Below are 24391 nucleotides of genomic sequence, written 5' to 3' on the forward strand. Positions count from 1 at the left end.
GTGCGCCTCAGATCCCGCTGGTGATGTCGATCGACTGGCCTTCAGCCAGGCGCACGACAGCCTTCTTGACGTCCGAACGGCGATAGGGCTTGCCCTTCCACCGCTTGGTCTTGCCCTTCTGGGTCAGGGTGTTCACGGAGACCACCTTGACGTCGAACAGGGCTTCGACCGCTGCCTTGATCTGCGGCTTGGTGGCGCTGTCCGCCACCTTGAAGACCACGGCGTTGAATTCGCTGGCCAGCGTCGCCTTTTCGGTGATGTGGGGAGCCACGATCACGTCGTAGTGACGCGTGTCGATTGCGTCCTTAGCCATTGAAACGGGCCTCCAGCTTTTCGACAGCGGCGCGGGTGAGCACCAGCGTGTCATGCTTCAGGATGTCGTAGACGTTCGCGCCCACGGCCGGGAGCACATTGACCCCGACGAGGTTGCGGGTCGCACGGGCGAATTCGGTGTTCACCGCTTCGCCATCGATGACCAGAACCTTCTTGCCCCAGTTCGCCTTGGCGAGCTGCGCGGCGACGGCCTTGGTCTTGGCGTCCTTGACGTCGAGCGTGTCGACCACGACCAGACCGGCCTTGGCCTTGCTCGACAGGGCCATCTTCAGCCCCAGCGCGCGCACCTTCTTGTTCAGCGAGACGTCGAAGTCCCGGCGACGCGGGCCGTGGGCCTTGCCGCCGCCGATGAAGATCGGGGCCGCACGGTCACCGTGACGGGCCGTACCGCCGCCCTTCTGGCGGCCGAACTTCTTGCCGGTGCGCGACACTTCAGAACGCTCCCGAGCGGCGCGGGCGATGCCGCGACGGTTTTCGAGCTGCCAGGTGACGACACGGTGCAGAATATCGGCGCGCGGCTCGAGGCCGAACACGTCATCGTTCAGTTCGACGTCGCCCTTGCCGGCGCTGCCATCGAGATTGGAAAGCTTCACCTTCACGGGCTTAACCCTCCTGGCCTTCGGTCGCTTCGACAGCCGTCGCTTCTTCAGCGGGGGTGTCGGCAGCGGCCGAATTGTTGCTGTTGGCGGCCTGCTTCAGGCCGGCGGGATAGGGAGCTTCGGCGTGGCGCGAGACCTTCACCGAGTCCTTGACGGTCAGCCAGCTGTTCTTCGCGCCCGGGACCGAACCCTTGACGAAGATCAGGCCGCGCTCGTCGTCCACACGCACGATTTCCAGGTTCTGCTGGGTGCGCTGACGGTCGCCCATGTGGCCGGCCATCTTCTTGTTCTTGAAAACCTTGCCCGGATCCTGGCGGTTACCGGTCGAACCGTGGGCACGATGGCTGATCGACACGCCGTGCGTGGCGCGCATACCGCCGAAGCCCCAACGCTTCATTGCACCGGCAAAGCCCTTGCCCTGGGTGTGGCCGGCAACGTCGACCATCTGGCCAACTGCGAAGTGCGAAGCCGCGATCGTCGAACCGACTTCGAGAACCGCATCGTCAGCGACGCGGAATTCGGCCACGCGCTGCTTCAGCGAAACTTCGGCCTTTGCGAAGTGTTCGCGCTGCGGCTTGGCAACGTTCTTCTGCTTGGCTGCCCCGGCGCCCAGCTGCACGGCGACGTAACCGTCGCGATCAGCGGTGCGAACCGAGACTACCTGGCAATCTTCCAGCGCCAGAACGGTAACCGGCACGTGCCGACCGTCTTCCTGGAAAAGGCGAGTCATCCCCACCTTCTTGGCGATCACGCCTGTGCGCATGATCCAGTCTCCTACAGAGGCCTGCCGAGACCATCCCGACAGGCGTGTCCAGCCCATGTGTGTGATACGAGCCCCGTCCGGGCTGGGTGCTCCCTGGCTGGTCGGAACCGGCCGGAAGCGAGACGGGGGACGCATGCCCGGAGCAAGCCCCGGAGGTATCCCTTGTGTCCTTGGCGTATCCGCCAAGGCTCTGTCTCGTCGCAGGGATTTCCCTGCTAGGAGCCGGGCCGAAGCCCGGAAGGATGTGGATCCGAAGATCCGAAACTTTGGAACCGAGCGGCTTAGGCCAGCTTGATTTCCACATTGACGCCGGCAGCAAGGTCCAGCTTCATCAGAGCATCGACCGTGGTGGCGTTGGGCTGCACGATGTCGAGCAGCCGCTTGTAGGTGCGAACTTCGAACTGCTCACGCGACTTCTTGTCGATGTGCGGTCCGCGGTTCACGGTGAACTTTTCAATTCTCGTCGGCAGAGGAATGGGGCCCCGGATAAGCGCGCCGGTGCGGCGGGCGGTTTCCGCGATTTCGCCGGTCGCCTGGTCGAGCACACGATGATCGAATGCCTTAAGACGAATGCGAATATTCTGAGCTTCCATTGTGTCCTACCGATGAGAAAGAGCAAAAGGGGCCTGCGCCCCATCAATTTCGAGCCGCGCCCCTACACAGGGTAAGGGATTCGCGCAAGCCCCTTTCCTCGCAGAAAATCGGCATTTCTGGCGCTGTCTCCCCATCAGCCGACTTCACGCAAGATAATGACACGATCAGCTGCCGCCACGTAACAGAAATCCCTGGGCGTTCGAAAGCCGGCCGAAGCTTAGCGCTGCTTCTTCTTCCCAAGCGGAGCGTTGAAGTCCGGTTCCTTGCCCGAGACCCAGGCGATGAACTTCTCTACCCGGGGATCGATCCGCAGCAGGCCGGCGTCCAGGCCATTGCGTTGCAGCTCGGAGTTGGTGAACGTGGTGATCAGCATGCTCTGGCAGATCGGGTGCATGGGGACCGTATCGCGCCCGCCCCGACTCTTGGGGATCGGGTGATGCCAGATCACCGTTTCACCGCAGGGCCGCTCGCACAGCCAGCAATCACGCGGCGGGGGCGCCTCTACCGGATCCTCGGCTTCATCCCACGCATCCGCGCGCGAACCGTGCTTCGTGTATTTCCGGGCCAAGGCCACTTCCCTTCAAAGAAAAGGCCCGGCTCCCTTACGGAAGCCGGGCCATTCTTGTCTCGGTTGCCCGAGGATCAGCGAATTACTTCGTGATCTTGGCAACAACGCCCGAACCGACGGTGCGGCCGCCTTCGCGGATAGCGAAGCGCAGACCTTCGTCCATGGCGATCGGAGCGATCAGCTTGACCGACAGTGCAACGTTGTCGCCCGGCATGACCATTTCGGTGCCTTCGGGAAGCACGACCTCACCGGTCACGTCGGTGGTGCGGAAGTAGAACTGCGGGCGGTAGTTGGCGAAGAACGGCGTGTGACGGCCACCTTCGTCCTTCGACAGCACGTAGACTTCGGCGCTGAACTCGGTGTGCGGCGTGACCGAACCCGGCTTGGCCAGAACCTGACCGCGCTCGACGTCTTCACGCTTCAGACCACGAACCAGGGCACCGATGTTGTCGCCGGCTTCGCCCTGATCGAGCAGCTTGCGGAACATTTCGACGCCGGTGACGACGGTCTTCTGGGTGTCCTTGAGGCCGATCACTTCGACTTCGTCGCCAACCTTGACGATGCCGGTTTCCACGCGGCCGGTCACAACCGTACCACGACCCGAAATCGAGAACACGTCTTCGACCGGCATCAGGAACGGCTTGTCGGTCGGACGCGGCGGCTGCGGGATCGCGGTGTCGACAGCGTTCATCAGCTCGACGATCGAGTTCTTGCCGATGTTTTCGTCACGGCCTTCGAGAGCGGCCAGAGCCGAACCCGGGATCACGGGGATGCTGTCGCCGTCGAAGCCGTAGCTCGAGAGCAGTTCGCGGATTTCCAGCTCGACGAGTTCGAGGATTTCCGGATCGTCAACCTGGTCGACCTTGTTCATGTAGACGACCAGAGCCGGCACGCCGACCTGGCGGGCGAGCAGGATGTGTTCGCGGGTCTGCGGCATCGGGCCGTCAGCAGCGTTCACCACGAGGATGGCGCCGTCCATCTGCGCCGCGCCGGTGATCATGTTCTTCACGTAGTCGGCGTGGCCCGGGCAGTCGACGTGCGCATAGTGGCGCGCAGCCGTTTCGTACTCGACGTGAGCGGTCGAGATCGTGATGCCACGCTCGCGCTCTTCGGGAGCCTTGTCGATGTTCGCGAAGTCCACGGCTTCACCGCCGTTGATTTCGGCCATGATCTTGGTGATCGCAGCGGTCAGCGTGGTCTTGCCATGGTCAACGTGACCGATGGTGCCGATGTTGCAGTGCGGCTTGTTCCGCTCAAACTTAGCCTTAGCCATTGTCTCAAACCTTCTTTCGCTTTGAATTGAATCTGCGGGGTTTGGACGGCGCCCGCTGAATCAGGCGCCGCCCCTAGTCCCATCTTGCCGGTTAGGCAAGCTTCTCCTTGATTTCGGTCGCGACGTTTGCCGGGACTTCGTCGTAATGGGAGAAGAACATCGAGTAGTTGGCCCGGCCCTGGGTGAACGAGCGCAGCTGGTTCACGTAACCGAACATGTTGGCCAGCGGAACCATGGCCTCGACGGCCTGCGCGTTACCGCGGGTGTCGGTGCCCTGGATCTGGCCGCGACGGCTGTTCATGTCGCCAATGACATCGCCCAGATATTCTTCCGGGGTGACGACTTCGACCTTCATGATCGGCTCGAGCAGCTTGATGCCGGCCTTCTGGGCGACTTCGCGCATGGCACCGCGACCGGCAATTTCGAAGGCCAGAGCCGACGAGTCGACGTCGTGGTACGCACCGTCGTATAGGTTCACCTCGAAGTCGATGATCGGGAAGCCGATAAGGCTGCCGGTCTCGGCGGTTTCGCGGAAACCCTTTTCGATCGCGGGGATATATTCCTTCGGAATGTTACCGCCCTTGATCTCGTCCTTGAAGACGAAGCCCGAACCGCGCTCGCCCGGCGTGACCTTGACCTTCACGCGGCCGAACTGGCCGGTACCACCCGACTGCTTCTTGTGGGTGTAATCGATGTCCACCGGCTTGGCGAGGTATTCGCGGTAAGCCACCTGCGGCGCACCGACGTTGGCTTCGACCTTGAACTCGCGGCGCATGCGGTCGACGATGATGTCGAGGTGCAGTTCGCCCATGCCCTTGATGATCGTCTGGCCCGATTCGTGATCGGTCGAGACGCGGAACGAGGGATCCTCGGCCGACAGGCGATTGAGCGCGACGCCCATCTTTTCCTGGTCTGCCTTGGTCTTCGGTTCCACCGACAGTTCGATGACGGGTTCCGGGAACTCCATGCGTTCGAGCACGATCGGCGCCCGTTCCGCGCAGAGCGTGTCGCCCGTGGTGGTTTCCTTCATGCCCGCCAGCGCGATGATGTCACCGGCGAATGCCTCTTCGATGTCCTTGCGGTCGTTGGCATGCATTTCGAGCATGCGGCCGACCTTTTCCTTCTTGTCCTTCACCGAGTTCAGGTAGGTGCCCTTGGTGAGCGTACCCGAATAGATGCGGATGAAGGTCAGGCTGCCGACGAACGGGTCGTTCATGACCTTGAACGCCAGTGCGCTGAACGGCGCGTCGTCCTTGGGCGGACGGCTGTCCTTTTCGTCGCTGTCCATCTTGACGCCCTGGACGTCTTCGATGTCGAGCGGCGAAGGCAGATAGTCGACCACGGCGTCGAGCAGGGGCTGGACGCCCTTGTTCTTGAACGCCGAGCCGCAGCAGACCGGCACGAACGACTGGTTGAGCGTGCCCTTGCGGATCAGCTTCTTCAGCGTGTCGACGTCCGGCATGTTGCCGTCGAGATAGGCTTCCATCGCGTCGTCGTCCTGCTCGACGGCAAGTTCGATCAGCTTTTCGCGGTATTCGGCCGCTTCGTCAGCAAGGTCGGCCGGGATTTCTTCATAGAAGAATTCGGCGCCAAGCGATTCGTCCTTCCAGATGATCGCGCGGTTGTGGACGAGGTCGACCAGGCCCTTGAGATCGGCTTCGAGGCCGATCGGCAGGTAAAGGACGGCCGGGGTCGCACCGAGGCGGTCGATGATCGACTGCACGCAGTACTTGAAGTTCGCGCCGGTGCGGTCGAGCTTGTTGATGAAGCACATGCGCGGAACGCCGTACTTGTCGGCCTGGCGCCATACGGTTTCCGACTGCGGTTCAACGCCCGCGACGCCGTCGAAGCAGGCGACCGCGCCGTCGAGCACGCGCAGCGAGCGTTCGACTTCGATGGTGAAGTCGACGTGGCCGGGGGTGTCGATGATGTTGATGCGGTGGTCGTTCCAGAAGCAGGTCGTGGCGGCCGAGGTGATCGTGATCCCCCGCTCCTGTTCCTGTTCCATCCAGTCCATGGTCGCGGCGCCGTCGTGGACTTCGCCGATCTTGTAGGACTTGCCGGTGTAATAGAGGATGCGCTCGGTCGTCGTGGTCTTGCCGGCGTCGATGTGCGCCATGATACCGATGTTGCGATACATGGAGAGCGGATGGCTGCGGGCCATGTCGGGTTCCTTAAGGGGTGCAGGAGGGGAGCCGTGAAAGCGTCCCCGCCCATATGGTTACTTTTGTGACCGTTTGAAGACGTGCCAGCAGAGCCTGGCCGTCTTCTCTGCTACCACCGGTAATGGCTGAACGCGCGGTTGGCGTCGGCCATGCGGTGGGTGTCTTCGCGCTTCTTGACCGCGTTGCCGCGGTTGTTGGCGGCGTCGAGCAGCTCGGCCGAAAGGCGCGCGCTCATCGTGGTTTCGCTGCGGTTGCGCGCTGCGGTGATCAGCCAGCGGATGGCGAGCGCCTGGGCGCGTTCCGGGCGCACTTCGACGGGGACCTGGTAGGTCGCACCACCGACGCGGCGCGAACGCACTTCGATCTGCGGCTTCACGTTGTTCAGCGCATCGTGGAACAGCTGGACCGGATCGGTCTTGGCGCGCGCTTCCATGGTTTCCATCGCACCGTAGACGATGCTTTCGGCAACCGACTTCTTCCCGTCGAGCATGAGGTTGTTCATGAACTTCGACAGCACCTGATCCTTGAACTTGGGATCGGGCAGGATTTCCCGCTTCTCGGGACGACGACGACGTGACATCGCTTGTATTCCTTATCCTTGGGGCGGCCGCGCGAGGTGGCGCCGGCCCTCAAAAAACCAGCCTGAGGCTTACTTGGGACGCTTTGCGCCGTACTTCGAACGGCTCTTCTTGCGGTCCTTGACGCCCTGGGTGTCGAGCACGCCGCGCAGCACGTGATAGCGCACGCCCGGAAGGTCGCGCACACGGCCGCCGCGGATCAGCACGACGCTGTGTTCCTGCAGGTTGTGGCCTTCGCCCGGGATGTACGAAATGACTTCGCGGCTGTTGGTCAGGCGGATCTTGGCGACCTTGCGCAGCGCCGAGTTCGGCTTCTTCGGGGTCGTCGTGTAGACGCGGGTGCAGACGCCGCGCTTCTGCGGGTTCTGTTCCATCGCAGGGACCTTGCTCTTGGTCTTCTGCGCAACGCGGCCCTTGCGGACCAGCTGGTTGATCGTAGGCATGAAGTGCTCTTCACCTTGGTTGTTGGCCTGGCCGGCAAGGTGAAGGAAACAGAATCGCGCCAAAAGCGAACGCCGGCGGGGCAAGCCCGCAGCAGGTCTGGCGCGAGACTGAAACGCTCCACCCGGCAGGAAGGGCCGGGTTACTTTGACGGATAACCCGCGCGAGGCGGACGCACCGGCAATGTTCAGCTCGATCCGGGACGGCCGTTCGACGTCGGCCCCGGAAGCGCGCGCCTTTATGCCCGATTGCCCGCGCGGTCAAGCGCAATGCCGCAATGCGACGAAGCGAGCGGCGAACAGGAGCAAAGGACTCGCCCCCGGGAACCCGGTGCCCTAAGATGCGTACATCGCCAGCTCGACCAAGGCATGCTGGCGACAGAGATCGCACCGTAGCGCTCCCGCCCGACGCAGGAGGCGCTCGTGTACCGTTTCCACGTCAGACCGTTCGATACCGCCATGCCCGGCACCTTCGTCGATGCGCTCGACGCATCGGCGGTACTGCGGATCATGGTGCAAATGAACTGCGAAGCCGCACACGTCGAACGCGAAGGCGCCTATGCCTTCTCGGCGCGCCAGGACGACGAGGTCTGGACCATCTACACCTGCGCCACGGCCGGACTGGCCTGACGGGCGACGGCCCGGCTTTGGCCGGCGCCGCCATGCCCCGCGCGAAACCATTTTCCTACATCCCGCCGCCCGCGTTACGGTGCCCAGCCACAGGGAATTCCGACACCGTTCGCGTGAAAGGCGATCCTGCCCCGTGCCTGCCCCTCCCCGCTCCCCGTCCGCGCCGCGATGCGCCTCCGTCCGCCCCGCGCGTCGCACCAGCCGCGCGGCGTTTTGCGGCGATCCGCCGCCCGGCGATGATCCGCTGCTGGGCTTCGCGCCCTATGTCCACGCCGCGCCGCGGCGCAATTCGATCACGCCCGACCGGCAGCGCGCCTTCATCGCCGCGCTCGCCGCAAGCGGGATCGTGACCCAGGCGGCGCGGGCCATCGGGGCGAGCCTCGAGGCCTTGTACAGGCTGCGCGCGCTGCCGGGGGCCGAACAGTTCGCCGCGGCCTGGGAAGCGGCGGTCGAACGGGGCCTGGCGCGGCTGGAGGACTGCGCGGTCGAGCTGGCGCTGCGCGGCGAGGAGCTGCCGATCGTCTCGGGCGGCCGGCTGCTCGGCACCTACCGCAAGCACAACTTTGCCCACATCCGCTTCATGCTGAGCCAGCGGCGCCCTGATCGCTATGGCCCCAAGGGTGGCCCGGTGAGCTTGGCCGACCTGCCGCCCGACGATCCCGGGCTGCTGCGGTTGAAGGCCCGCTGGCGCGCCGAATGGGAGGCGGAGCAGCGTGCCGCGGCCGAGGTGCGCCGCGCCGGCGACGAGGCGTTCCTGCGCCGGCTCAACCAGCGGTTCGAGGTGCTGCGCCAGAAAAGCCTGGCGATCGAGCGCGGCGAATGGACCGATCCCGAAGCGGCGGCGCGGCTGGCGCTGGCCGCGCCCGACAAGGCTCCGCCCGACGAGCGCGACGACGGGGGCTGACTGCGACTTAGCCGTGGGGCGACTGGTCGGTGACGAGGCGCTGCGGCTGGACCGGCTGGTGCAGCGCGATCACGTGATCGACGCCCTCGACCGTGATCGCCAGGGTCCCCGCCTCGGTCACTTCGAGGAAGCCCTTGGAGCGCAGGTACCAGACGTGGAAATCGAAGGCGTCGTCGCTGCAGCCGAAGTGCTCCTGCAGGGCATAGGCGCCGACCCCGTTGCCGCGGAAGTTCTCGCGCCGCGCCTTGTAGAGGTACATCAGGATGTTGCGCTGGAGCGCCGCATCGCCCAGCGCCACGTCAGCCGAGACCAGCTGCTCGTCGACCGGCTTTTCGGGGTGGCCGTGGTGAAGGCGGTAGATCTCGTCGTAGCGGGCGCGCTTTTCGGGAAACTTGAGGACGTTCCACGCCTCGATGACGGCTGAAAAACGATCCACGTCCGCAGTCTGGTCGTGATCGGGATGGTAGATCTTGGCAAGGTGCTTGTACGCGCTCTCGATGATCTTGAGATCGCTGTGCGGATTTACCTGCAGAACTTCATAGAAATCGACGAATGGTTCCCTGTCGGGCATGCCGTTTCCCCCTGGCGCGGTGCGAATAGTATACGCCGGCGCGGCAAAGGGAAAGGCGTTGCGCGGTCGCACGACGATGTTATGATATAACACGACTCGCCGCTTCATCCATGCGACTCGCCACGAAGGCGCAGGGCGGCGGATCGGTTGCAGGAGGATGCCCATGGCCTATGCCAATTCGCTCGACACCAACCGCCGTCTGGCCACGCTGACCGTCGTGGCGGGGCTCCACGCGCTCGCCGGCTATGCCCTTGTCACGGGGCTGGCCGCGAAGTTCCTGCCGCGGATCGCGCCGCCGCCGCTCGTCGCCGACAATTTCAGGTTGCCCCCGCCGCCGCCCAGGCCCGTGCCCGAACCGCGCGACGCCGCGCCCCTGCCCAAGGCCGTGCCGACCCACGATGCACGGCAGCTGCTGCCGCTGGACGATGCCCCGATCGCCCCTTCCAGCGAAGCGTTGATCGACACGATCGGCACCGGCGGCGCGGGCGGCGACATCGCCGAGGTCCATATCCCCCTGCCCGAACCGCGGCCCAGCCCCAGCCTGGTGCGCGGCGCGCGGCCGAGGGGCAACCCCGGGCTGTGGGTCACCGCAAGCGACTATCCCGCCGCCGACCTTCGGCAGGAGCACACCGGCGTGACCCGCTTCCGGCTCGACATCGGGATCGACGGGCGGGTCAGCCAGTGCACCGTCACCGGATCGAGCGGGCACCCCGGGCTCGACGCCGCGGCCTGCGCGCGGTTGGCGCAGCGCGCCCGTTTCGATCCCGCGATCGACAGCACCGGCGCGCGGCTCGCCGGGACCTATGCAAGCTCGGTGCGCTGGGAGATCCCGGAGTGAAGGTTGCCGGGCGCCCGCGAAAAGAGGCCCCCGCCATGATGACGGGGGCCTGTCAGTAAGAGGAATGCGCCTGTGTCGCATCGCCCTCGGGTCGCCCTCATGCAGGAGGCCCTGCGTCCGAAAAACCTTGCGCGCCCCGGCGAACCAACGGCCCGGCCGACGCGGCATCTGTGGTTACAGGTAACCATGGCCGGGCCGGGATAGCGATGATGACCATCCGATCGGCTGCCGATGTTTCGCCGATGATCGAAAAAAGCCGGCGGTCGGCCCCTGGTTCAGGCCGGCATGACCCGCTGCAGGAAGCCGATCACCGCACTGTTGAAATCGTCGTTGCGGTCGCCGGCGACCATGTGGCCGGCGCCGCGGATGTCGACGATCTCGAGGCCGGGCACCCGGCGGCGCAGGTCGGCGACGCCATCGTCGGTGACGATATCGCTTTTCATGCCGCGCACCAGCAGGGTCGGTACGCGGTCGGTCCAGTCGGCAGCGTCGAGCAGGGCCAGCATCCGCTCGGGGCTGGCGCGATCGTCGGACATCATCCGCTGGTCCCAGTGCCAGTGGTAGCGCCCGTCATCGCCGAACCGCAGGTTCTTGTTGAGGCCCGACAGGTCCTTGGGCCGGGGCCGCTCGGGGTAATAGGCGCTGATGGCATCGGCCGCCTGTTCGATCGAAACGAAGCCTTGGGGATGGGCCATCATGAAGCCGCGGATCTTGGCAACGCCGGCCGGCGACATCTTGGGCACGATATCCACCAGCACCAGCGCCGCGGGCTCCAGCCCCATGCAGGACGCCATCAGCGCGGTCAGCCCGCCCAGCGAGGCGCCGACCAGGGCGAAGGGATCGGAGCCCTGCGCCGCCACGGCCATGAGGTCGCGGGCGCGGGTTTCCAGCGCGTAATCGCCATCGGGCGACCAGTCGCTGTCGCCGTGGCCGCGCAGGTCATAGTTGATGGCGAAATAGCCGGCCGCCGCCAGCTGGTCCTCGGCCTTGTCCCACGAATGGCGGGTCTGGCCGCCGCCGTGACCCAGCACGACAGTGGGCGCGCCGCGCCGTCCGGCGGCATCGGCGGCAAGGGTCAGCCCGTCTCCCACGGGCACGCGGATCGTTGTGCGGTTCATTGCCGCCACGATGGCGCGGGCCGCGCCTCGGCGTCAACAGCTATTTAAGCGAACGGTTAAGAGGTCAGGAAGGCAACCAGCGCCTTGACCTTCTTCTGGCGCCACTGCGGCAGTGGCGCGACCAGCCAATAGGCGAAGCGGCAGGCCTCGGGAACGGCGGCATCGTCATCGACCAGCAGCGCGGGCACGCGCGCGCGGCCCAGCCCGGCCCGCGCCGCGGCGAGGGCCTGGCCGGCATCGCCAACGCTCAGTGGGGCGGGTTCGTTGCTGCCGCCGGGCAAGGCATCGCCCGGCCAGGCGATCCACGGCCCTTCCCCCACGGTGACGCGCGCCGCTTCGCCCAGTTGAACCCCTTCGAGATCGCCCGGCCCTTCGACCCAGCGCACCGCCAGGTCGAGATTGGCCTCGGTGAAGTCGATTCCGGCATCGGGCACCAGGCTGATCCGCACGTCGGGATTGGCGGCGCGATAGGCCGCCAGCCGGGGCGCCAGCCAGGTGGCGAAAACGTCGCGCGGGCAAGCGATGGTATAGACAAGGCTGGATTGCCCGGCCTGCATCGCCTGGACCGCATCCTCGAAGTGAAGAAAGCCGATGCGCAGCGCCTCGAGCCCCGCGTTCGCCTCGTCGGTCAGTTCGAGCCCCTTGGGGGTGCGGCGGAACAGGACCACGCCGAGCATGTCCTCAAGCGCGCGGATCTGCTGTCCGACGGCCGCCGGAGTGACCGCCAGCTCGTCGGCGGCGCGGGTGAAGGACAGGTGCCGGGCGGCTGCGTCGAACACGCGCAGGGCATTCAGGGGAAGATGGGTCCGCTTCATGTGCGGAGCGCCTTAACCCGCTGTTGCGGGCGCCGCCAGCGGGAAGAACGGAATTGCCGCCTCGAACTGAGAACCGTCGGCGCGGCGGAAGGTGTAGTGGCCTTCCATGCTGCCATGCGGCGTCGAGAGCGGGCAGCCCGAGACGTAGTCGTGGCTCTGCCCCGGCTGCAGCGAGGGCTGTTCGCCGACCACGCCATCGCCTTCGACCAGGTTGACCGCGCCGCGCCCGTCGGTGATCCGCCAGTGCCGCGTCAGCAGCTGCACCGCCTGGTCGGACTCGTTCTCGATCCGGATGTGATAGACCCAGAACCACTTGCCCGCGTCGATCCGCGACTGTTCCGGCAGGAAGTTCACCGCCACGCGGACGGTGATCCCTTCGGTCAATGCGGCGTGCTGGAACAGTTCCTTCATATGGTCAGGTTAGCGCCGACGAGGCGATCCGACAATGGCGCCGTGCGCGGTCCGGCGCGAAGGCCCCTTCAGGCCAGCGCGAGCACGTTCTGCGGCGGGCAACGCAGCATGAAGCGGCACCCTTCGGGCGGGTATTCTATCGAAACCTCGGCACGCAGCTTGCCGCGCGGAACCTCTTCGATGATGCGCGACCCGAAGCCGCGCCGGCCGGGCGCACGCGCCGGAGGACCGCCACTTTCGACCCAGGTCAGGGTGAACAGCGAATCGTCACGCTCGCCGCTGATCGCCCAGCTGACATTGACTCGGCCGCCGGGCACCGAGAGCGCGCCGTACTTCTCGGCATTGGTGGCCAGTTCGTGCAGCGCCATGCTGACCGCTTCGGCGGCAGATGGCAGGACGACCACATCAGGACCGTCCATCACCACCTGGCGGCTGGTTTCGGCCAGGTAGGACAACTGCGCCTCGACCAGTTCGCGCAAGGGCACCGCCGACCAGTTGCGCTGGACCAGCACGTCCTGGTTGGCGGCGAGGCTGGCGATGCGCTGTTCGAGCCGTTCGACGAAGGTGTCGGGGCTGGCCGCGGCGGTCCGCCGGGCCAACGACTGGACCACGGTCAGCAGGTTCTTCGAACGGTGGTTGACCTCCATCAGCAACAGTTCGATGCGGCGTTCCGCGTCGCGCAGGTCGGTCACGTCGGTGTTGCTGCCGAACCAGTAGAGGATCTTGCCTTCGGCATCGCGCAGCGGGACGGCGCGCGACAGGAACCAGCGATAGACGCCGTCGGCACCGCGCAGGGGGAAGGTATCTTCCCATTCCACCCCGCGGTTGATGCATTCGCTGAAATGGCGGGTCACCCGGTCGACATGGTCGGGATGATGCACCGCCTGCCAGCCCCAACCCTGCATTTCTTCAAGGCTCGTCCCGGTGTAGTCGAACCAGCGCTTGTTGTACCAGAAGATCCAGCCGGTCGGATCGGTGATCCAGGCAAGCTGCGAGATGTTGTCGGCCATCAGGCTGAAACGCTGTTCGATATCGTCCAGCGCCTCGCGCGTGCGCAATTCGGCGGTGAGATCGCGCATGATGCTGCTGGCGCCGATGATCGTGCCCGACCGGTCGCGGATCGGCGAAACCAGCATGGCCACGTTCTTGCGCGTGCCGTCCTTGTGGATGCGCACCGTCTCGAGCCGCGTGGCGCTTTCGCCGTGGCGGATCCGGTCGAGGATGAAGTCCTCTTCCTGCTGAAGATCGTCGGGAATGATGCGGCGCACGGACTGGCCGATGATCTCTTCCGGGGTCCAGCCGAACAGCGCCTCCGCCGTGGGATTCCAACTCAGCACAACGCTATCGAGCGACTTGGAAATCACCGCGGCGTCAGATGAATTGACGATCGCTTCGAAAAGGTTGATCGGTTCGGACGGGGCGGCCATGCCGACCTACAGTGCTTGGTTTGCCGAGCCTTTGCAAATGCAAACGCTTCGCATGCGAACGGTCAGAGCCCTGCCGCGGCCAGCGCCTGATCGAGATCGTCGATCACGTCCTGCGGATCTTCCAGCCCGACGTTGATGCGCAGCATGCCTTCGCTGACGCCCATCTCGGCGCGCGCCTCGGCGCTGACCGAATAGTGCGTGGTCGAGGCGTTGTGGCACATCAGCGAGCGCGAATCGCCGATGTTGTTCGAAATGTCGATCAGCGTCAGCGCGTTGAGCACGGCAAAGGCCTGTTCGCGGTCTTCGACCTCGAAGCTGAAGATCGATCCGCAGGCGTCCATCTGCTGCATGGCCAGGTTGTGCTGCGGATGGCTGGGCAGGCCCGGGTGGCTGATCCGGGGCACCCGCCCTTCGAGAAAGCGGCCCACCGCCAGCGCGTTCTCGCTCTGCCGCTTGACCCTGAGGTCGAGCGTCTCGAGACCCTTCAGCACCACCCAGGCGTTGAACGGCGACAGGTTGGGCCCGGTGTTGCGCTGGAACGGCAGCAGGACGGAATTGATGAACTCCTCGCTGCCGGTGACTGCGCCGGCCAGCACCCGGCCCTGCCCGTCCATCAGCTTGGTCGCGGAATAGGCCACAACGTCGGCGCCGTATTCGATCGGGCGTTGCAGCGCGGCAGTGCAGAAGGCGTTGTCGACCACGGTGGTGATGCCGCGGCTCTTGGCAAGGCCGCAGACGAAGGCCAGGTCGACGATGTCCATCGTCGGGTTGGCCGGCGTCTCGAAGAAGAACACCTTGGTGTTGGGGCGGATCGCCGCTTCCCAGGCGGCGTTGTCGCGCGCGTCGATGGTCGTCGTCGCGATCCCGAAGCGCGGCAGCAGCTGGTCGACCAGCCAGCGGCACGATCCGAAGGCGGCGCGCGCTGCGACCACGTGATCGCCGGCCGAAAGCTGGCACAGCAGCGCCGTGGTCATGGCAGCCATGCCGGTCGCCTGGACGCGGCAGGCCTCGGCACCGTCCATCACCGCGATGCGCTCTTCCAGCATGGCGACGGTCGGGTTCTGCAGCCGCGAATAGGTCATGCCGGGATCTTCGCCGCGGAACCGCGCTTCGGCGGTTTCGGCGTTATCGTAGCTGAAGCCCGAGGTGAGGAACAACGCCTCGCTCGTCTCGCCCTGCTCGCTGCGCCAGGTGCCGGCGCGAACCGCCTGCGTGGCGGGACGCCAGGTGCGGGTGACCGAGCGGTCTTTTCCGGTACTGCGTTTCATGACGAAGCGGGCTGTAGGTGCGGTGCCGCGTGGGCGCAAGGGCGTTGCGCTGAAGCCGGGCGCCGGATAAGTCGCCGCCGCTATGGCCGCGCGCTTTTCGACCGACCGGGATCCGTGGGCGTGGTGCGCGCTGCTGGCCTGCGCCTTCCTCGCGCTGTGCTGGTGGCACCTTGCGATCCCGTCCAAGATCTATTTCGACGAGATCCACTACGTGGTCGCCGCCCGCAAGATGCTGCAGGGGCTGCGCGTAAACGCCGAGCACCCGATGCTGGGCAAGACGATCATCGCTTTCGCGATCGAGCATCTGGGCGATCGGCCGATTGCCTGGCGCATCCCCTCGGCGCTGTTCGGGGCCTTCGGCCTCTTCGCCTTTTCGCGGCTGGTGTGGTTCGCCAGCGGATCGGCGCGGGCGACCCTGATCGCGACCGTCCTGGTGGCGACCGATTTCGCCTGGTTCATCCAGAGCCGGATCGCCATGCTCGACATGTTCATGGCCTGCTTCGGGATGATCGCGTTGTGGCAATTCGTCGCGGCGGTGCGCCTGCCCGATCAGGCGCGCGGACGCCTGGCGCTGGGGGGGCTATTCGCCGGGCTGGCGCTGGGCAGCAAGTGGTCGATCGCCCCGGCGCTGGTCCTGCCCGGCCTCGTCTTCCTGATCTGGCGGGCAAGGTACGGCCCGCGCCTGCTGACCTACTCGCGCGCCGCGCCGGTACCGGGAATCTCGCTGCTCGAGGCCGGGGTCTGGCTCGGCCTGGTGCCGCTCGCGGTCTACTGGCTGACCTACTGGCCGGCGTTCCACTGGGCGGTCAACCCGGCCAATCCGTGGGATCCGGTCGGCTGGCACCAGACAATGCTCAAGCTGCAGGACAGCGTGGTCAAACCCCACCCCTATCGCAGCTACTGGTACCAGTGGGTCGGCAACTGGCGCGCGGTCTGGTATCTTTACCAGCCGATCGACGGTGCGCAGCGCGGGATCGTGCTGATCGGCAATCCCTTCACCATGCTGGCGGGCCTGCCGGCCCTCGCCTGGGCGCTGTGGGCGGGCCTGCGCCGCAAGCGCCGGGATGCGTTGGGCTTTGCCGCGCTCTATCTCGTCAGCCTGCTGTTCTGGGCGCTGTCGAGCAAGCCGGTGCAGTTCTATTATCACTACCTGCTGCCGGGCACGTTCCTGATGGCCTGCCTGGCGCTGGCCCTCGACGAGGTCTGGCAACGACGGGATCGCTGGCGCTGGCTCGGCCCGGCGGCGCTGGCGGTGAGCGCTGGCATGTTCCTTTACTTCTACCCGATCATCTCGGCCGGGAAGCTGTGCTGCGGCAAGCCCAGCTTCGCGCAATGGATGTGGCTTAGAAGCTGGCGTTAACCGATCGGTTAAAGCATAAGGGCGGCGAACAGGGAGAATCGCCGAACATGACCAGCCTTGCCCAGACGCTGACCTTCACCCGTGGCCCCGCCATGGCCAACCGCTTCATGCTGGCCCCGCTCACCAACCTGCAGAGCCATCCCGACGGCACCCTGTCGGACGACGAGATCGGCTGGCTGGTCAAGCGCGCCGAGGGCGGCTTTGCCACGGTGATGACGGCTGCCGCCCATGTCCAGGCGGTGGGCCAGGGCTTTCCCGGGCAGCTCGGCATCTTTTCCGACGACCACCTGCCCGGGCTCACCCGTCTGGCCGGCCTCCTGCGCGATCGCGGCGCGGTGTCGGCGGTGCAGTTGCACCACGCCGGGATGCGCTCGCCCGCCGACCTGATCGGCACGGCCCCGGTCGGGCCGTTTGCGGACGAGGCGACCGGCACCCGCGCGCTCACCACCGAGGAGGTCGAGCGCCTGCGCGACGATTTCATCGCCGCCGCCGTCCGCGCCGAAACGGCCGGGTTCGACGGCGTCGAGGTCCATGGCGCGCACGGCTATGTCCTCGCCCAGTTCCTCGATCCCGCGCACAACCTGCGCGAGGACCGCTACGGCGGTAGCTTCGAGAACCGCACCCGCCTGATCCGCGAGGTGATCGAGGGCATCCGCGGCGCCACCCGTGCCGACTTCCAGCTCGGCCTGCGCCTGTCGCCCGAACGCTTCGACATCGTCCTCGACGAGGCGAAGGCTTTTGCGCAGGACATGATGCTGGGCGGGCAGCTCGACTACCTCGACATGTCGCTGTGGGACTGTTTCAAGCAGCCCGAGGAGGAAGCCCACAAGGGCCAGCCCCTGATCAGCCATTTCACCGCGCTCGAACGGGGCAACACCCGCCTCGGCGTCGCGGGCAAGATCATGTCGGCGTCCAAGGCGCAGGATTGTCTCGACGCCGGTGCGGACTTCGTCCTCGTGGGACGCGGTGCGATCCTCCACCACGACTTCCCGCGCCGCGCCATCGCCGATGCGGACTTTGCCTGCATCGCCAATCCGGTAACCCGCGAACACCTCAAGGCCGAGGCACTGGGCGACGCCTTCGTCGCCTACCTGTCGACCTGGCCGGGCTTCGTGGCGGAGCCGGTCGAAGCCTAGGCGCTGGCCAGTCCCTTCGCGATGCTGCCCAGCTTGAGGTAGTCGGCCTGCATCCGTGCGGTAAGCACCTCGATCATCCGGTCGTTCTCGAGCCAGACCTCGATCACGTCGAACTGGCCGCCCCTGCTCAGCGTCCGCGCGGTCCAGCCTTCGCGCGCGGCAATGGCCAGGACCTGCTCCTCTTCCAGCGGCGTGGCCATGGCGAAGTGGGTCGAACTCAAGGTGCCTTCGCCCTGAACGACCTCACCCTCGGCGCCATCCTCGCCGGGGCGCAGATGTGTGCCGCGGGGATAGACCTCGACGCCGGTATTCCTGTCATCGGCCGCCAGGGCCATGAAACTGGCCCCGTTTCCGACCGGCGGGAAGGGAACGACGGTGTTGCTGCCGAACAGTTCGGCAATCACCCCGGCAACGTGGCGGGGGTTCTGGCTGTCGATCGAGAGATGGAACAACATTGCGATTCTCCAGGTTCGGTCAGGAAAATGCGCTTTGGCACAAAATGTGTCAATCACAATTTGACACTTTTTGTGCCAATAGCTAGCAACCGCCTATGACCGCAGAGAAATCCACCGACGAGCGCATTCGCGATGCGCTTCTTGCCGTGACCGCGAAGGGCCTTCCGTTGACTCACGACGTCGTCGCGCACGAAGCGCAGACCTCGCGCCGAACGGTCTATCGCCGGTACGAGGACCAGGCCGCGCTCCGGCGCGCGGTCTGGGCCCTGCTTTCACCGGTGGGGGTCATGCAAGGCGATCTCGACTGGTTGCTCGGACCGGGCCTCGACGATACGTTCGGCGCGTTCGACGCCAAGTCCGCCGCGATGATCGCCGCGATGGCCAGCGCCGAGGGCCGCGCGATCCGCAACCAGAAGACCGCCGACCGCGTCGCCTACTTCCGCGATGTCTACGCCGATGCGCTTGGCGACCTTGCCGAGCCGCAACGGACGCGGGCGCTAGCGGTCCTGCAACTGCTCTCGAGCGGGCTTGCCTGGCGCGAAATGCGCGACCAGTGGGGCATGGACGCACCGGCGATGGCCGCTGCCTCGCGCTGGGCGATCAAGGTTTTGCTCGAAGCCGTCGCCCGTGGATCGGCCCCGGACGCGCGCTAGTACTTGCCCCAGACGAACTTCGACGACAGCGCGAAGTTCCAGACGGACCCCAGCACGATCCCGACCAGCGCCGCCGGATAGGCGTGGAAGCCCAGCCGCACCAGCGCGGTTGCGGCGCCGATGTTGGCAAGGAGACCGAAGGCGCAGGTCAGCGCGAACCGCGCCCAGCCGGTCATCAGCGGGCCAAAGCCGCGCAGCCGCTTGTCGGCATAGGTCAGCTCGTTGTTGAGCACGAAGTTGAAGGTCATGGCCACCAGCGCCGCCGTGGTCTGCCCGGCGATGAAGGCGACCTCCTTGGGATAGTGGCTGACGAGGAAATCGGCGCCGAACAGGTTGAGGACCACGGCCAGCACGGCCATGTGAACGACCACGCCCAGCCCGCCGATCGTGCCGAACAGCGCAAAGCGCGTCGGGATCCACCGGCCGAGCCACTTGTCGTAGAGCCCGACGAGGAATTCGAAGATCACCGTGCGGTCAAGCTTGCTTTCCCCTTCGGCGCGGGCGGCGAAGTTCAAGGGGAATTCCTTGACCTTGAGGGGCCGCTCGACCGTTGCAAGGATATCGAGCAGGATCTTGAAGCCGACCCCCGACAGCCGGTGCGCGTCAGCGCGCAGGGTCTGCGTCGGCAGCATGAAATATCCGCTCATCGGATCGGTCAGTTCGACCCCGGTGACCTTGTTGGCGATGCGATTGGCCAGGTTCGACGCCTTGACCCGGTCGGGCCGGCCCCAGGCTTCGGTGCTGGCGCCCTCGGCAAAGCGGCTGGCATAGGCCAGGTCGTAATCGCCGCTCTCGACGGCGGCGAGCATCTGCGGCAACAGGTCGGGATCGTGCTGGTGATCGGCGTCCATCACCGCGACGACCGGCGCGGCGGTGGCGCACATCCCCTCGATCGCAGCGGAGGACAGCCCGCGCCGGCCGATGCGCTGGATCACGCGGACGCGGGCGTCTTCCTGCGCCAGGGTGCGCGCCTCGTCGGCGGTGCCATCGGGGCTGTTGTCATCGACCACGATGACTTCCCAGCCGATCCCGGCCAGCGCCTTGTCGAGGCGATCGACCATGGAGCGCAGGTTGCCGCGCTCGTTGTAGGTGGGAAGGACGACGCCGAGGCGCAGGGTCATGTTACAGTCGCTCCAGCACGGCATCGCCGATTGCGGCGGTGCCCATGGTTCCGCCAAGATCGCCCCCGCGCACGCCGTCGGCAAGGGCCTTGGCGACCGCCGCCTCGATCCGCGCGGCCTCGGCCTCGAGGCCGAGCGAATGGCGCAGCAGCATGGCGGCCGAGAGGATCGTGGCCATCGGGTTGGCCAGCCCCTTGCCGGCGATGTCGGGGGCCGAGCCGTGAATCGGCTCGTAAAGCCCGCTGGTCCCATCGCCGAGACTGGCCGAAGCGAGCAGCCCGATCGAGCCCACGCACATGGAAGCCTGATCGGACAGGATATCGCCGAACAGGTTGCCGGTGACGACCACGTCGAACTGGCCGGGGTTGCGCACCAGCTGCATCGCCGCGTTGTCGACGTACATGTGGCTCAGTTCGATCTCGGGGTAATCCCTGGCCACTTCGATCACGGTGTCGCGCCAGACCTGGCTGGTTTCGAGCACGTTGGCCTTGTCGACCGAGCACAGCTTGCCGCGGCGGCCCCTGGCGGCCTTGAAGGCGACGTGGGCGATGCGGCGCACCTCGCTTTCGGAATAGGCCATCAGATCCCAGCCCTGACGTTCGCCGTTGACCAGGGTCCTGATGCCCTTTTCGCCGAAATAGACGTCACCGTTGAGTTCGCGCACGATCAGCAGATCGATCGCGCTGGCCACCTCGGGCCGCAGCGCGGAGGCATCTTCCAGCCCGGCAAACAGCTTCGCCGGTCGCAGGTTGGCGAACAGCCCCAGTTCCTTGCGCAGCCCCAGGATCGCCTGTTCGGGGCGCAGGTGCCGGTCGAGATGGTCGCAGTCGGGATCGCCCACCGCGCCGAACAGGATCGCATCGGCGGCGCGCGCCAGGTCGAGTGTTTCGACGGGCAGCGGCGTGCCGTGACGCTTGGTCGCGACCCCGCCGACATCGCCTTCCAGCAGCACCAGGCCGGGCAGGCGCAGCGCTTCGAGCACGCGCACTGCCTCGCGGGTCACTTCGGGGCCGATGCCGTCGCCGGCGAGAACCGCAATCTTCATTCGTGGTCTATCCCATCCTGCCCAGCCGCTCGCGCAGCAGGGCGCGCGCGCCCATAACATCTGCGCGGCGATCGGCAAGCAGATAGCGTTCCAGGTGCTGGCCAAGCCGATCGACCTGGGCCAGAGTCTCGGTCCAGTCGGCGGCAGGTGGTGGCGGAGCCGAGCCGCCGTAGCCCAGCTCGCGCAGCAGCAGCGTCTCGAAGGCGATCAGTCCCGGCAGCCAGCCCCTTGCGCTGGGTGCCTGGCAAATCGCGACGGCCAGCGCCGACAAGGCCTGGAACAGCGAGGGATAGGCTTGGCGCTCGGGCAGGGTCGCGGCGGCAAGCGCGGTCACCCAGGCAAGCGCGGCGGCGGGCAGCGGCTCGGTCAGCCAGGCGCCCCGGCTTTCGAGGAGCTCGAGCCGGGCGAAGGCAAGCTGCACGTCCGATCGCGAGCGGATGTCGGCTTGGACAAGGTTGCCGGGGAGCAGCACCGGACGCAGCACCCGACCCCGCGCGCCGGCCACATAGGCGGCAACCATGCCCTGGGGCTCGGTCAGAAGTCTGACGATGGCGGCGGTTTCACCATGCTGGCGGACCGCGCAGACAATCGCCGGGGTGCGAAGCTCCATTCATCCGCTTTTGCAGGCGGGTGCGCTCCGGCGCAAGGGACTGGCGGTTCAGCAGTGTCCCGAGGCGACCGGATCGGGCACGATGTGCGCATCCACCGGTCCGGCGTTCTGGGCGGCGTACTTGTCGGCCTTGGCCTTGGCGACGAGGGGGTTTTCGCCGCGGCCCATGGTCCAGTTCTTGCCCAGGCGGACCTTGTGGTTGGGCGCACACCACAGCTCGCCCGTCTCGTCGATTGCGGTGACCCAGATCAGGTTGTGCTCCTGGCCATAGTCGATCATGCCGATCGCATAGCCATCGCCCTTGCCCAGGACGTGGACGGGAATGGTGGGGTTAAGCTGTGTGAACACGTCGCAGGTCTCCGGTTTGTCGGCTATCCAACAACCGGAGCGCGCGGGCGTTCCCGATATTTGTCAGGGCTTTGCGGCGAGTTTCGCTTCAAGCGCGTCGAGCCGGGCCTTCAGCGCCTCGTTCTCCTCGCGGGCCTTGGCGGCCATGTCCTTGACCGCGTCGAACTCGTCGCGGGCAACGAAGTCGAGCCCGCCCAGCGATTCCTTCAGCCGTTCGCGCGCCGCGTCGCGCGCCTCGCGGCCCATGCCGGCCATGGTCCCGGCCGCGCTGTTGAGCATTTTGGCCAAATCGGCGAACAGGGGGTTCTCGCTCTGCATGGCGGCTAGATGGCGCGTGCCGCCCGCTATTGCAAGTCAACGGTGACGGTCGACGCCTCGCCCTTGGAGGCGCCGGGATTGGCCTCGACGAACTGCCAGTTGAGCGCCGTCGCGAACAGCACCCATCCAAGATAGGGCAGCAGCAGCACGCCCGCGATCGGACGCACCCGCCAGAACAGCACCAGGGTGACGAGCACGGCGAAGTCGATCGCGACCAGCAGATACAGCGCCTCGACCAGGCGGCCCATGCCGAAGAACACCGGCGACCACGCCAGGTTGAGCAGAAGCTGCACGACGAAGGCGGCGATCGCGAGGCCGCGCCCCGGCGCCCCGCGCGAGGTGACCACCATGGCCAGAGCCAGCCCCATCAGAATGTAGAGTACCGTCCAGACGATCCCGAAAAGCGCCGGCGGCGGATAGAGCGAGGGCTTGGCCAGCGCGTCGAACCAGGCGTTGCCCGGACCGCTGTTGGCGATCCGGCCGGACAGCAGGCCGAGCAGGACGACGACCGGGACAAGCGCCACGGCCCAGCGCAGGAACGACGCCCGCAGCTGGGCGCGGGAGGCAAGCTCAGTCATCGGCAAATCCTCGATTCGCGAAGGCGATAGGCGCCGATATTGGCGGGGTGAACAGGGTCAGGCAATCCCGCTAACCATGGCCGGCGCGCCGCGCTGTGCCGCGATGAGAAACTCGACGTTGCCTTCCGGGCCCTTGATCGGGCTTTCCGCGATCCCCTGGACCGCGAAGCCCAGCCCTTCGATCCAGGCGCGGACCTCGGCGCAGACGCGCGTGTGCAGCGCCGGATCGCGCACCACCCCGCCCTTGCCCACCTCGGCGCGGCCGACCTCGAACTGCGGCTTGATCAGCGCGACGAGCTGGCACTGCGGCGCCGCGAGCCTCAGCGGCACGTCGAGCACCTTGGCGAGGCCGATGAAGCTCGCATCGCAGACCACCCACGTGCAGGGCGCGTCGATCAGCTGCGGCGTCAGCACCCGCGCGCTGGTCTGTTCGAGCACGGTGACGCGGGGGTCCTGGCGCAATTTCCAGGCGAGCTGGTTGGTCCCGCTATCGACCGCGAAGACGCGTGCCGCGCCCCTGGTCAGCAGGACGTCGGTGAAGCCGCCGGTCGAACTGCCGATGTCCATCGCGGTGGCCCTGGCAGGATCGAGCGCAAAGACGTCGAGCGCATGGGCGAGCTTGATCCCGCCGCGCGAAACCCACGGGTGGTCGCGCCCGCGCACCTCGAGCGGCGCCTCGGCGGCGATCTGCTGCCCGGGCTTGGCGATCTTCGTTTCGCCCGAAAACACCGTTCCCGCCAGCACCAGAGCCTGTGCGCGGGTGCGGCTTTCGGCGAGGCCACGATCGACCAGCGCCTGATCCACGCGGATTTTCGGTGCCTTGCTCATCGTCGCGGCTCCTTCCATAGAAGCCGGGTGAAGGCAAATCGTTCAATTTCCCGCATTGTGATCCTCATCCCTGCGGCGGTTGCGCTGAGCAACTGCGCCGCGCCGCGCGCGGTGCCGCCCGCTCCGCCGCCGCCGGCCCCCGCCCCGCGCCCGGCGCCCGCGCCCCGCCCCGCGCCGGCTGCCCCGGCCGAGTGGCGCGACGCGGCCCAGACGCCGGGCACCTGGCTGTGGACGGTCAGCGCCGGCCGCTCGACGGCAACCTTTGGCGTGGTTGGCGCAGCGCCGGTCGCGACGCTGGCCTGCGATCGCGCCAACGGCCTTGTCATCCTGGCGCGCAGCGGCACGGTGGAAGCGCCATCGCTGATCCAGATCGACACGACGACGGGCAGTTACCCGCTGATCAGCGAACCTGCGCGCGCGGCGCCCGGCTGGATCGCGGTGGGCCTTGCCGCGCGCAGCCCGGCTCTGGATGCCCTGGCCTTTTCGCGCGGGCGCTTCGCCGTGCAGACCTTCGGCCAGCCGACGCTCTACCTGCCGAGCTGGCCCGAGCTCAGCCGGGTGATCGAGGACTGTCGCTGAAGGCTTGTGGCGGGCGCCGCGAAAGCCGTCTGGGGATAACCCCGAAGCAGGCCCGAAGTGACGGA

At 66.5% G+C, this 24391-nt stretch carries 30 protein-coding genes; 7 read left to right on the forward strand and 23 right to left on the reverse strand.

The window, feature by feature from the left end; translation table 11 throughout:
* Positions 1-7 precede the first annotated feature (7 nt).
* The 9 genes from B0I00_RS05310 to rpsL form a co-directional block, all read right to left on the reverse strand.
* Entirely contained in the window at positions 8-313 is a 306-nt protein-coding gene (locus B0I00_RS05310; RefSeq protein ID WP_100866249.1) for a 50S ribosomal protein L23, read from the reverse strand.
* Positions 306-932, reverse strand: coding sequence for a 50S ribosomal protein L4 (gene rplD / locus B0I00_RS05315; protein WP_100866250.1), 627 nt, complete (start codon positions 930-932; stop codon positions 306-308). The genes B0I00_RS05310 and rplD overlap by 8 nt, the downstream gene beginning before the upstream one ends.
* 4 nt (positions 933-936) lie before the next feature.
* Positions 937-1695 (reverse strand): 50S ribosomal protein L3, encoded by a 759-nt coding sequence (gene rplC / locus B0I00_RS05320; RefSeq protein WP_100866251.1) that lies wholly within the window; start codon positions 1693-1695, stop codon positions 937-939.
* Positions 1696-1976: 281 nt separating this feature from the next.
* Positions 1977-2288 carry a 30S ribosomal protein S10 gene (gene rpsJ, locus B0I00_RS05325; protein ID WP_100866252.1) on the reverse strand — a complete coding sequence of 104 codons (312 nt, stop codon included), beginning with the start codon at positions 2286-2288 and terminating at the stop codon, positions 1977-1979.
* A gap of 218 nt (positions 2289-2506) precedes the next feature.
* Positions 2507-2857 carry a hypothetical protein gene (locus B0I00_RS05330; RefSeq protein WP_100866513.1) on the reverse strand — a complete coding sequence of 117 codons (351 nt, stop codon included), beginning with the start codon at positions 2855-2857 and terminating at the stop codon, positions 2507-2509.
* A gap of 82 nt (positions 2858-2939) precedes the next feature.
* Entirely contained in the window at positions 2940-4130 is a 1191-nt protein-coding gene (gene tuf / locus B0I00_RS05335) for an elongation factor Tu (RefSeq protein WP_100866253.1), read from the reverse strand.
* A gap of 91 nt (positions 4131-4221) precedes the next feature.
* Entirely contained in the window at positions 4222-6294 is a 2073-nt protein-coding gene (fusA, locus tag B0I00_RS05340; RefSeq protein ID WP_100866254.1) for an elongation factor G, read from the reverse strand.
* A 110-nt stretch (positions 6295-6404) separates the two neighbouring features.
* Positions 6405-6875 carry a 30S ribosomal protein S7 gene (rpsG, locus tag B0I00_RS05345; RefSeq protein WP_100866255.1) on the reverse strand — a complete coding sequence of 157 codons (471 nt, stop codon included), beginning with the start codon at positions 6873-6875 and terminating at the stop codon, positions 6405-6407.
* Positions 6876-6944: 69 nt separating this feature from the next.
* A complete protein-coding gene (gene rpsL / locus B0I00_RS05350) occupies positions 6945-7316 on the reverse strand; it encodes a 30S ribosomal protein S12 (RefSeq protein WP_100866514.1) in 372 nt (123 codons plus the stop codon).
* 420 nt (positions 7317-7736) lie between these two features.
* On the opposite strand from rpsL, the gene B0I00_RS16990 reads away from it, so the two are divergent.
* Together B0I00_RS16990 and B0I00_RS05355 are read left to right on the forward strand one after the other, a co-directional pair.
* A complete protein-coding gene (locus tag B0I00_RS16990) occupies positions 7737-7943 on the forward strand; it encodes a hypothetical protein (RefSeq protein WP_157812471.1) in 207 nt (68 codons plus the stop codon).
* Positions 7944-8076: 133 nt separating this feature from the next.
* Positions 8077-8847, forward strand: a complete 771-nt coding sequence (locus B0I00_RS05355) for a hypothetical protein (RefSeq protein ID WP_100866256.1) — start codon at positions 8077-8079, stop codon at positions 8845-8847.
* 7 nt (positions 8848-8854) lie between these two features.
* Here the strand turns inward: B0I00_RS05355 and B0I00_RS05360 are convergent, their stop codons facing one another.
* Positions 8855-9418 (reverse strand): J domain-containing protein, encoded by a 564-nt coding sequence (locus tag B0I00_RS05360; RefSeq protein WP_100866257.1) that lies wholly within the window; start codon positions 9416-9418, stop codon positions 8855-8857.
* Between the two features lie 163 nt (positions 9419-9581).
* Between B0I00_RS05360 and B0I00_RS05365 the strand changes: the two genes are divergently transcribed.
* Entirely contained in the window at positions 9582-10256 is a 675-nt protein-coding gene (locus B0I00_RS05365) for an energy transducer TonB (protein ID WP_232730117.1), read from the forward strand.
* Between the two features lie 275 nt (positions 10257-10531).
* Here the strand turns inward: B0I00_RS05365 and B0I00_RS05370 are convergent, their stop codons facing one another.
* The 5 genes from B0I00_RS05370 to B0I00_RS05390 all read right to left on the reverse strand — a co-directional run bounded on the left by B0I00_RS05370 (position 10532) and on the right by B0I00_RS05390 (position 15295).
* Positions 10532-11374 (reverse strand): alpha/beta fold hydrolase, encoded by an 843-nt coding sequence (locus B0I00_RS05370; protein WP_100866259.1) that lies wholly within the window; start codon positions 11372-11374, stop codon positions 10532-10534.
* A 56-nt stretch (positions 11375-11430) separates the two neighbouring features.
* On the reverse strand, positions 11431-12189 hold the full coding sequence (locus B0I00_RS05375) for a LysR family transcriptional regulator (protein ID WP_100866260.1): 759 nt from the start codon (positions 12187-12189) through the stop codon (positions 11431-11433).
* Between the two features lie 12 nt (positions 12190-12201).
* Entirely contained in the window at positions 12202-12600 is a 399-nt protein-coding gene (gene apaG, locus B0I00_RS05380; RefSeq protein WP_100866261.1) for a Co2+/Mg2+ efflux protein ApaG, read from the reverse strand.
* Between the two features lie 68 nt (positions 12601-12668).
* A complete protein-coding gene (locus B0I00_RS05385) occupies positions 12669-14027 on the reverse strand; it encodes a sensor histidine kinase (RefSeq protein WP_100866262.1) in 1359 nt (452 codons plus the stop codon).
* A 62-nt stretch (positions 14028-14089) separates the two neighbouring features.
* On the reverse strand, positions 14090-15295 hold the full coding sequence (locus B0I00_RS05390; RefSeq protein ID WP_100866263.1) for a trans-sulfuration enzyme family protein: 1206 nt from the start codon (positions 15293-15295) through the stop codon (positions 14090-14092).
* 82 nt (positions 15296-15377) lie between these two features.
* Here B0I00_RS05390 and B0I00_RS05395 point away from each other — a divergent pair, with 82 nt between their 5' ends.
* Complete coding sequence (locus tag B0I00_RS05395; protein WP_100866264.1) at positions 15378-16655, forward strand: phospholipid carrier-dependent glycosyltransferase; 1278 nt, start codon at positions 15378-15380, stop codon at positions 16653-16655.
* Positions 16656-16702: 47 nt separating this feature from the next.
* Positions 16703-17791, forward strand: coding sequence for an NADH:flavin oxidoreductase (locus B0I00_RS05400; RefSeq protein WP_100866265.1), 1089 nt, complete (start codon positions 16703-16705; stop codon positions 17789-17791).
* On the opposite strand, the gene B0I00_RS05405 is transcribed toward B0I00_RS05400, so the two are convergent.
* Positions 17788-18246 carry a hypothetical protein gene (locus tag B0I00_RS05405; RefSeq protein ID WP_100866266.1) on the reverse strand — a complete coding sequence of 153 codons (459 nt, stop codon included), beginning with the start codon at positions 18244-18246 and terminating at the stop codon, positions 17788-17790. The genes B0I00_RS05400 and B0I00_RS05405 overlap by 4 nt on opposite strands.
* Positions 18247-18341: 95 nt before the next feature.
* Here B0I00_RS05405 and B0I00_RS05410 point away from each other — a divergent pair, with 95 nt between their 5' ends.
* Positions 18342-18899, forward strand: coding sequence for a hypothetical protein (locus tag B0I00_RS05410; protein WP_100866267.1), 558 nt, complete (start codon positions 18342-18344; stop codon positions 18897-18899).
* Here B0I00_RS05410 and B0I00_RS05415 read toward each other — a convergent pair.
* The 7 genes from B0I00_RS05415 to B0I00_RS05445 all read right to left on the reverse strand — a co-directional run bounded on the left by B0I00_RS05415 (position 18896) and on the right by B0I00_RS05445 (position 23747).
* On the reverse strand, positions 18896-20020 hold the full coding sequence (locus B0I00_RS05415) for a glycosyltransferase (protein WP_198519139.1): 1125 nt from the start codon (positions 20018-20020) through the stop codon (positions 18896-18898). The two genes, B0I00_RS05410 and B0I00_RS05415, sit on opposite strands and share 4 nt — an antisense overlap.
* 1 nt (position 20021) lies before the next feature.
* On the reverse strand, positions 20022-21065 hold the full coding sequence (gene leuB, locus B0I00_RS05420) for a 3-isopropylmalate dehydrogenase (protein ID WP_100866269.1): 1044 nt from the start codon (positions 21063-21065) through the stop codon (positions 20022-20024).
* A gap of 7 nt (positions 21066-21072) precedes the next feature.
* On the reverse strand, positions 21073-21675 hold the full coding sequence (gene recO / locus B0I00_RS05425) for a DNA repair protein RecO (RefSeq protein WP_100866270.1): 603 nt from the start codon (positions 21673-21675) through the stop codon (positions 21073-21075).
* A 48-nt stretch (positions 21676-21723) separates the two neighbouring features.
* The gene (locus tag B0I00_RS05430; protein ID WP_100866271.1) at positions 21724-22023 is read right to left on the reverse strand and encodes a hypothetical protein; all 300 of its coding nucleotides are present in this window, start codon (positions 22021-22023) and stop codon (positions 21724-21726) included.
* Positions 22024-22086: 63 nt separating this feature from the next.
* Positions 22087-22341, reverse strand: coding sequence for an accessory factor UbiK family protein (locus B0I00_RS05435; protein ID WP_100866272.1), 255 nt, complete (start codon positions 22339-22341; stop codon positions 22087-22089).
* Positions 22342-22367: 26 nt separating this feature from the next.
* Positions 22368-22919 carry a TspO/MBR family protein gene (locus B0I00_RS05440; RefSeq protein ID WP_100866273.1) on the reverse strand — a complete coding sequence of 184 codons (552 nt, stop codon included), beginning with the start codon at positions 22917-22919 and terminating at the stop codon, positions 22368-22370.
* Between the two features lie 57 nt (positions 22920-22976).
* Positions 22977-23747: a TlyA family RNA methyltransferase gene (locus B0I00_RS05445; protein ID WP_232730118.1), complete on the reverse strand. Its 771-nt coding sequence runs from the start codon at positions 23745-23747 to the stop codon at positions 22977-22979.
* 57 nt (positions 23748-23804) lie between these two features.
* Here B0I00_RS05445 and B0I00_RS05450 point away from each other — a divergent pair, with 57 nt between their 5' ends.
* Positions 23805-24326 (forward strand): hypothetical protein, encoded by a 522-nt coding sequence (locus tag B0I00_RS05450; RefSeq protein WP_100866275.1) that lies wholly within the window; start codon positions 23805-23807, stop codon positions 24324-24326.
* Positions 24327-24391 lie beyond the last annotated feature (65 nt).

The organism is Novosphingobium kunmingense (assembly GCF_002813245.1).
In the GTDB taxonomy this organism is placed as follows: domain Bacteria; phylum Pseudomonadota; class Alphaproteobacteria; order Sphingomonadales; family Sphingomonadaceae; genus Novosphingobium; species Novosphingobium kunmingense.

Coding starts and splice junctions, on each gene's coding strand:
- B0I00_RS05445 (WP_232730118.1), bottom strand. CDS start 23,747: ATGAGCAAGGCACCGAAAATCCGCGTGGATCAGGCGCTGGTCGATCGT.
- B0I00_RS05360 (WP_100866257.1), bottom strand. CDS start 9,418: ATGCCCGACAGGGAACCATTCGTCGATTTCTATGAAGTTCTGCAGGTA.
- B0I00_RS05435 (WP_100866272.1), bottom strand. CDS start 22,341: ATGCAGAGCGAGAACCCCCTGTTCGCCGATTTGGCCAAAATGCTCAAC.
- B0I00_RS05395 (WP_100866264.1), top strand. CDS start 15,378: ATGGCCGCGCGCTTTTCGACCGACCGGGATCCGTGGGCGTGGTGCGCG.
- rpsJ (WP_100866252.1), bottom strand. CDS start 2,288: ATGGAAGCTCAGAATATTCGCATTCGTCTTAAGGCATTCGATCATCGT.
- leuB (WP_100866269.1), bottom strand. CDS start 21,065: ATGAAGATTGCGGTTCTCGCCGGCGACGGCATCGGCCCCGAAGTGACC.
- B0I00_RS05385 (WP_100866262.1), bottom strand. CDS start 14,027: ATGGCCGCCCCGTCCGAACCGATCAACCTTTTCGAAGCGATCGTCAAT.
- B0I00_RS05415 (WP_198519139.1), bottom strand. CDS start 20,020: ATGACCCTGCGCCTCGGCGTCGTCCTTCCCACCTACAACGAGCGCGGC.
- B0I00_RS05370 (WP_100866259.1), bottom strand. CDS start 11,374: ATGAACCGCACAACGATCCGCGTGCCCGTGGGAGACGGGCTGACCCTT.
- B0I00_RS05410 (WP_100866267.1), top strand. CDS start 18,342: ATGACCGCAGAGAAATCCACCGACGAGCGCATTCGCGATGCGCTTCTT.
- recO (WP_100866270.1), bottom strand. CDS start 21,675: ATGGAGCTTCGCACCCCGGCGATTGTCTGCGCGGTCCGCCAGCATGGT.
- rplC (WP_100866251.1), bottom strand. CDS start 1,695: ATGCGCACAGGCGTGATCGCCAAGAAGGTGGGGATGACTCGCCTTTTC.
- B0I00_RS05400 (WP_100866265.1), top strand. CDS start 16,703: ATGACCAGCCTTGCCCAGACGCTGACCTTCACCCGTGGCCCCGCCATG.
- apaG (WP_100866261.1), bottom strand. CDS start 12,600: ATGAAGGAACTGTTCCAGCACGCCGCATTGACCGAAGGGATCACCGTC.
- tuf (WP_100866253.1), bottom strand. CDS start 4,130: ATGGCTAAGGCTAAGTTTGAGCGGAACAAGCCGCACTGCAACATCGGC.
- B0I00_RS05390 (WP_100866263.1), bottom strand. CDS start 15,295: ATGAAACGCAGTACCGGAAAAGACCGCTCGGTCACCCGCACCTGGCGT.
- B0I00_RS05405 (WP_100866266.1), bottom strand. CDS start 18,246: ATGTTGTTCCATCTCTCGATCGACAGCCAGAACCCCCGCCACGTTGCC.
- B0I00_RS05365 (WP_232730117.1), top strand. CDS start 9,582: ATGGCCTATGCCAATTCGCTCGACACCAACCGCCGTCTGGCCACGCTG.
- B0I00_RS05310 (WP_100866249.1), bottom strand. CDS start 313: ATGGCTAAGGACGCAATCGACACGCGTCACTACGACGTGATCGTGGCT.
- B0I00_RS05440 (WP_100866273.1), bottom strand. CDS start 22,919: ATGACTGAGCTTGCCTCCCGCGCCCAGCTGCGGGCGTCGTTCCTGCGC.
- B0I00_RS05375 (WP_100866260.1), bottom strand. CDS start 12,189: ATGAAGCGGACCCATCTTCCCCTGAATGCCCTGCGCGTGTTCGACGCA.
- fusA (WP_100866254.1), bottom strand. CDS start 6,294: ATGGCCCGCAGCCATCCGCTCTCCATGTATCGCAACATCGGTATCATG.
- rpsL (WP_100866514.1), bottom strand. CDS start 7,316: ATGCCTACGATCAACCAGCTGGTCCGCAAGGGCCGCGTTGCGCAGAAG.
- rpsG (WP_100866255.1), bottom strand. CDS start 6,875: ATGTCACGTCGTCGTCGTCCCGAGAAGCGGGAAATCCTGCCCGATCCC.